Origin of the sequence: Citrobacter sp. TBCS-14 (assembly GCF_005280805.1) — a bacterium.
GTDB lineage: Bacteria > Pseudomonadota > Gammaproteobacteria > Enterobacterales > Enterobacteriaceae > Citrobacter > Citrobacter gillenii.
Genome location: NZ_SZWM01000843.1, coordinates 316 through 629, shown reverse-complemented (window position 1 = coordinate 629; position 314 = coordinate 316). Strand labels below are relative to the sequence as shown.

Here is a 314-nt window from a genome sequence, read left to right as displayed (position 1 = left end):
GTCTCAGTGGCGCGATTACCCAGCGGGACATACTGCGCCAGACCAGTACCGCAATCACCACCAGCACAAGAGGAATAAATAAAAAGAGGTGCTGTAAACGTTCAAGACTGGTCAACAGCTGTTCTCGCCCTTTTTCCGTCTGCTGGAAACTGTCTTGCTGAAAACGTGCATAATTTTCATTAAAGTCTGTCTGAAACGCCTGCACAGGCACGGCAAAAAACGCATCAATGCTATTGGATTGCATTAATCCATCGGCCTGCTCCTGAATACCGCTATAAAAACGCCGATAGCTCTCCATCAAGTCGGGAGGCTGA

The 314-nt window shown here is 48.4% G+C and carries 1 protein-coding gene; it reads right to left on the bottom strand.

Annotated features, from left to right (window positions below; all coding sequences use genetic code 11):
- On the bottom strand, positions 1-314 hold a 314-nt coding region (locus tag FDX22_RS31745), incomplete at both ends, for a Tar ligand binding domain-containing protein (protein ID WP_255433022.1).